The organism is Dethiosulfatibacter sp., assembly GCF_983023055.1.
In genome coordinates, this window is record NZ_CEZJXU010000125.1 from 1 (window position 1) to 5,659 (window position 5,659).

Sequence of the window (5,659 nt, forward strand, 5' to 3'; positions counted from 1 at the left end):
CAAGTTCAGTAGATACTATTGCCATGTTATCACCTCCTTTCACTAGGTATATGTGGAAATCGGGAAATGTTACTATAAGAATTTTAAATTAATTTAAAAGGACAAGAAGCTATAGTAAAGAATTCATGTATGTAAGCGTTGGAAATGAATTAGTAGACATAATTAAAAAACATTGTAATTAACCGGCAAAAATGATATGCTACCTACGGTAAACTCTAAGGTGAATTGCAACTGTAAATAATCATTTATAAAACTGCGATTGGAGATACTGTAGATTGAAGAGCTTATTCTTATAGGTTTTTTATTTAAAGGAGAGGTAATAAAATGATAAAGGTAAATAATTTGTCCTATTCATTTCCGCAAAAAGACCTGTACAATAAGATTTCATTCACATTAGAAGAAGGTCAGCATTGCGCATTTATTGGGACAAGCGGCAGTGGAAAAAGTACATTGGTTGACATGATAATGGATACAGAAAGATACATGTTTGATGGGGACTTGGACATAGACCCAAGTTGCAGGATAGGCTATGTGAGCCAGTTCTCCCAACTGGATAAAACAGAAGATACTACGGTATTCGAATATATAGGTGAAGAATTTATTAGATTGCAAAATGAAATAGCTTTCATTTGTACTGAAATGGAAACATCTAGAGATATGGATCCCTTACTGGAAAAGTACCAGGAGGCATTGGATGCATTTGATGCGATTGGTGGAGATGATTTTGAAAGCAATATAGACAAGAAACTGAATCTTGCAAATCTAATCAAGAAAAAGGATCTGAAGATATCTGAACTTAGTGGTGGTGAATTCAAACTGGTTCAAGTAATAAAGGAAATGCTAAACAATCCTGATCTTATGATAATGGATGAGCCGGACGTGTTTTTAGACTTTGAAAATCTAAATTCCCTTAAGAAGCTTATTAATTCTCACAAGAAGATTATACTTGTTATTACTCACAACAGGTATTTGCTGAATCATTGTTTTGATAAAATCATACATCTTGAAAACATGGAGCTCCAGGAATTTGATGGAAGATATGTTGACTATAACCTTTCACTGCTTCAAACTAAAATTGAGTTGCAGGAGCTTGCACTAGCCGATAATGAGGAAATTGAGAGAAATGAGAAATTAATAATCAAACTAAGAGACTGGGCGACTGAAATTGATGATTCTTCAATCGGTAGTTCTCTCAAGGCGAGAATGAAAATACAGGAAAGACTGGAAGCACGTAGAATCAAAGCTCCATTTGTTGATATCAAACAACCGGAAATAAGGTTGGTTACAAATAATGAAATAGAAGAAACAGTAGCCGTTAAGGTCAATGACTATAGTGTTGCCTTTGATGAGATACTTTTGGAAAATGTAAACTTTGAAATCAAATCCACTGACAAGGTGGCTCTTATCGGTCCAAACGGTACAGGTAAGACGACTATATTGAGGGAAATATTTAAAAACAACAATGAATATATTGATATAAATGATGATGTTGAAATGGCTTATTTGTCACAGGACCAGGGAGAAATATTAACCGAGTCTAATACCATAGTTAAAGAATTCTTCGATGCAGGATTTAAAACTTTGACTGAGATAATAACATATCTTTCAGAATATGGATATGATGAAGAAGGTATTGAACAAAAGATTGAATCTCTATCAGGTGGAGAAAAAAACATTCTTCAACTGGCAAAAATTTCTGCTAGCAAGGCAAACATGCTGCTTTTGGATGAACCTACAAGTCATCTGGATACTTATTCACAGCTAGCACTTGAAGAAGCTATAGAGAAGTATAAAGGTGGTATTCTTATGATTTCTCATGATTATTATTCCATAATAAACTGTATGGATTATGTTTTAATAATCGAAGACAAGACCATTAGAAAGATGAGTATGCGTAAATTCAGAAAGATGATTTATGCCAATCACTTCAATAAAGATTATTTGCTAATTGAGCAAAAGAAAAAGATAGTTGAAACGAAAATTGCTCTGGCTTTAAAGAATACTGATTTCGAGGGTGCAAGAGTCTTGTCTGAAGAGTTGGAAGAGATAATAAAGTCCATATAACGAAAAACAGTTGGAATACCCCTAGATTTGACAGGTTAATATAGTTGTCGTTTATAGGGGTATTTTTAATATCTTAGAAAAGTGAAAATAGAAATATGCAAAATCTCCTGAAGAGTTCTATTGTTGTACTCAATAATAAAGAACAATTTTGAGTCAATTGCGCATTTACTCCATCTCTCGCAACTGCATTTCTATCCTATTTGTCAGAACCTTATATGATAATACTGAAAGTATTGCAATTATTACCAGGTCGGTTGCCAGAATAAGTATGGAAGATATATCATTTCTAAGCATGAAGAAGGTAAGAATCCCCAATCCTAAAGTTATCAGTGATCCTATCCCCATTGATATGAGAACGTTGAAGTTTTGCTTTACAGCCCTTTGTGGATTGTCCCAGTCAAGTAAGGGACGACTAATGTCTACTGCAAGTCCAGTAAGTAAAAGAGGAACTGATCCTGCCATTCCAAGTAATGCCGAGGTGAGCATACCCGCTGCATTTACAGGTATATAGAACTTTATTCCAGCAGATACAATTATAACACTCAAAAGTTGAAGCAGAAGTGGAGATAGTCCTTTACCTATTATATGGTCTGTTGTTCTAACTGGAATTATCCTGGTTATCCAGAATGTTTTTCCTTCTCTTGAAAAGGCTGAAGGTGCAGTGGGGTTCATTGCGGCAAAAAACATGAATCCGCCTGCAAGACCGAAGGTGAAGAAATTTTCATACTTTGAATAATAGTTTCCAAGTTCTCCGATATCTCCAGAATTTCCGGTGAGTGAGGGCATTACTAGGAGTGCGAAGGGTATAATTATTACGATACCGACACAATTGAACATATATATGGGTGTTTTCAGTAAAGTTTTCATGTCAGCCTTGAATATTGCTATATAGTTTTTGGAAACTCTTCCTGAAGCTTCTTCAAGTTCTTCATTTGTAAGTTTCTTTTTCTTTGCCTGTGCTTCCTTTCCACCTATAATTCCACCGAGATAGATCTTTTCACTTACTGCAATCATTACAGCAAAGGCAACTATATTTGCTGCGGCTATTTTGATGAAATCCAATATGGATTCAATTCCTGAGTTTGAAAGACTGATTGAAGTCCACTTAGAAACAGGGAAATATCTTCCCGTCATGTCTATGAGAGCCTTGTTGTCGCTGAACAGGGTGGCTATGAATGCCTGTTCCTGTCCCGGTTGTATCTGAACCATGCTTCTTTGAATGACTATCTGTATTCCAAGGATGACAAACATGAAGAGAAACATTGATATGAGCCTTATGAGGTCCTTTTTTCCCTTGATGTTGGTGGTTCTCATCAGAATGATTATTAATATGGATGCAAGGGAAAGGGGAATAACAGGAGTCAGCAAAAATGTCATTGATGATTTAATTATATAGACGATGATATTTCCACCTACAAGACTTTTGTTTATAACAAGTATGGGTATGAGAAATATGGCGAGTAGAACATATTCGTATACCAATATGGTTATGAATTTTGAAACTACTATGGTTCTTCCTTTCAAGGGCAGGGGGATGAGCATTTCCGTATCCCTTGAGAAATAATAATATGACAATACATATAAAAGGCCGAAGAAAAAGACCATTGTTGATGCCATATAATGCGCAAGGGTGGAAAAGTATAGCTCCTGATTAAGCATTAGCAAGGCCTTACCTATTTGTCTCAAAAACGTAACATAATACACATAGGTAGGCATAAGGGCGATTATTACAAATATGAATATTAGGGGCTTTACCTTGTCCCTAGTTGTTCTACTGTTTTTAGGATTAAGGTTGTGTATATTGAAGTTGTTAATAAGACTAACCTTCGTTAGAAACAGTATTTCTTTCATTTTTCCGTTACCTCCAGGAATATTCTTTCCAGAGACTCTTCTTTTCCTGCTTTTTGCTTAAGTTCATCCATTGTTCCTTCAGCGATTAGCTTGCCATTATTAATTATTGCTATTTTGTCACAAATTTTCTCTGCAACTTCAAGAACATGGGTTGAGAAGAATACCGTTTTGCCTCTGTCGCACATGTCCCTCATGATTTTCTTAAGATTGAAAGCAGATTTCGGGTCAAGGCCTACCATTGGTTCGTCAAGAACAAAAAGTTCAGGGTCGCTTATGAGTGCTCCCGTCAGCACGATTTTCTGCTTCATTCCGTGGGAATAGGAGCTGATAAGATCATTTACAGCATCTTCAAGTTCAAAAAGACTGAGATATTTTGATATTCTCTCTTTTCTCGCTACCTTGCCTACATTGTAGACATCTGCCATGAAGTTAAGGTATTCGATTCCCTTGAGTTTTTCATAAACCTGTGGATTGTCCGGTATATAGCTTGTAATGAGCTTCGTTTCAAGACTTTCATTTAGGGTATCTTTTCCGCCTATATGAATGCTTCCCTGGTCTTGCTTCAAAAGTCCCACTATCATCTTTATGGTTGTTGTTTTGCCTGCGCCGTTGGGGCCTAGAAAACCGTAGATTTGGCCCCTTTCAGCCGTAAAGGAAATATTGTCCACTGCTTTTTTGTTTCCCTTTGAATATGATTTTGATAGATTTTCGATTTTTAACATAGCATTGTTAGACTGGATATTAATATTGCCGGTCTTTCCTCCTTGGAATTGTTTTGAAAGGGGTTTAGCATTAATTATTATTTATAAAATCTACTAGATCGTCAAGAAGTGGAGGATATACTGTGTTTTTCACATAATAGTCCTGTGGTGATGGTGTTTGTGTTCCGAACATGAGAATATGGTTAAGGCCTTCGTATACCTTGAACTTGAAGTTTTCCTTCTGGGTAAGAGCGCCTCGGAGGAGTTCAAATTCACTTACGGGAACCTGGTAGTCTCTGTCTCCCTGAAGTACGAAGACTGGCTTTATAATATTTCCTGCCATTTCCACCGGGTCGTAGGATGCAAGGTCCTCCCAGTAGGCTTTGTGTGCTCCAAAGACTATCTCTCCTTCTTCAATCATGTCGGGGTTTTTCATCTTGTAGGCCATGATTTCTGTTTCATCTATCTGCTTCTGTTCTTCTTCGGTTAACATTCCGTCAAGATTATTTAAGTATTCTATCTGGTATGGAATGATGTCCGCAAGGCTTGAATATATTCCTGCTGCCATTATATAGCCACTGGCTTCATCAGTCACTTTTGCGATTCGAGGCATTAGATAGGCGCCAAGGCTGTGTCCCAATACAAAGATTCTGTTGCCGTCTATATAGTCAAGGTCTGAAGCGAATTTCACTGCTTCTGCAGCATCCTCTATGGTCTCTTCGAAAACTGTAAATTCTTCAAAATTTGTAATAGTGGTCATGTGAGCATAGGTTCTTTTGTCATATCTAAGGACTGCAATGCCTTTTTTTGCCAGATAATATGCAATGTCCTTAAAGGGTTCGTTTAGTCCTACAGTTTCATTCATATTGTTTGGACCTGATCCGTGTATCAGTATTAGAATGGGATAGATTCCTTCTTCTTCAGGAAGGGTTATCTTTCCCGGCAGCTTCCACTTTTCAAGACCGAATTCAACATCCACTTCCCGTAGACCTTCAGGCAGCTTCTCTTCACTAAATGTATAGAGACTGAAGTTGAGTCCTGCA

4 protein-coding genes are annotated in these 5,659 nt (G+C 36.8%); 1 reads left to right on the plus strand and 3 read right to left on the minus strand.

From position 1 onward, the window contains the following. Positions 1-324: 324 nt before the first annotated feature. Positions 325-2,064: an ATP-binding cassette domain-containing protein gene (locus AC3AX0_RS05905; RefSeq protein ID WP_487549380.1), complete on the plus strand. Its 1,740-nt coding sequence runs from the start codon at positions 325-327 to the stop codon at positions 2,062-2,064. Between the two features lie 165 nt (positions 2,065-2,229). On the opposite strand, the gene AC3AX0_RS05910 is transcribed toward AC3AX0_RS05905, so the two are convergent. The 3 genes from AC3AX0_RS05910 to AC3AX0_RS05920 all read right to left on the minus strand — a co-directional run. Then, entirely contained in the window at positions 2,230-3,915 is a 1,686-nt protein-coding gene (locus AC3AX0_RS05910; RefSeq protein ID WP_487549381.1) for a putative ABC transporter permease subunit, read from the minus strand. Next, the gene (locus tag AC3AX0_RS05915) at positions 3,912-4,637 is read right to left on the minus strand and encodes an ABC transporter ATP-binding protein (RefSeq protein WP_487549382.1); all 726 of its coding nucleotides are present in this window, start codon (positions 4,635-4,637) and stop codon (positions 3,912-3,914) included. The genes AC3AX0_RS05910 and AC3AX0_RS05915 overlap by 4 nt, the downstream gene beginning before the upstream one ends. 70 nt (positions 4,638-4,707) lie before the next feature. After that, positions 4,708-5,659: alpha/beta hydrolase family protein (locus AC3AX0_RS05920; RefSeq protein WP_487549383.1), on the minus strand; the 952-nt coding region annotated here is incomplete at its 5' end.

Excerpts from the sequence above, each read along its gene's own strand:
- AC3AX0_RS05905 (WP_487549380.1), top strand. The coding sequence starts at position 325 with ATGATAAAGGTAAATAATTTGTCCTATTCATTTCCGCAAAAAGACCTG.
- AC3AX0_RS05915 (WP_487549382.1), bottom strand. The coding sequence starts at position 4,637 with ATGTTAAAAATCGAAAATCTATCAAAATCATATTCAAAGGGAAACAAA.
- AC3AX0_RS05910 (WP_487549381.1), bottom strand. The coding sequence starts at position 3,915 with ATGAAAGAAATACTGTTTCTAACGAAGGTTAGTCTTATTAACAACTTC.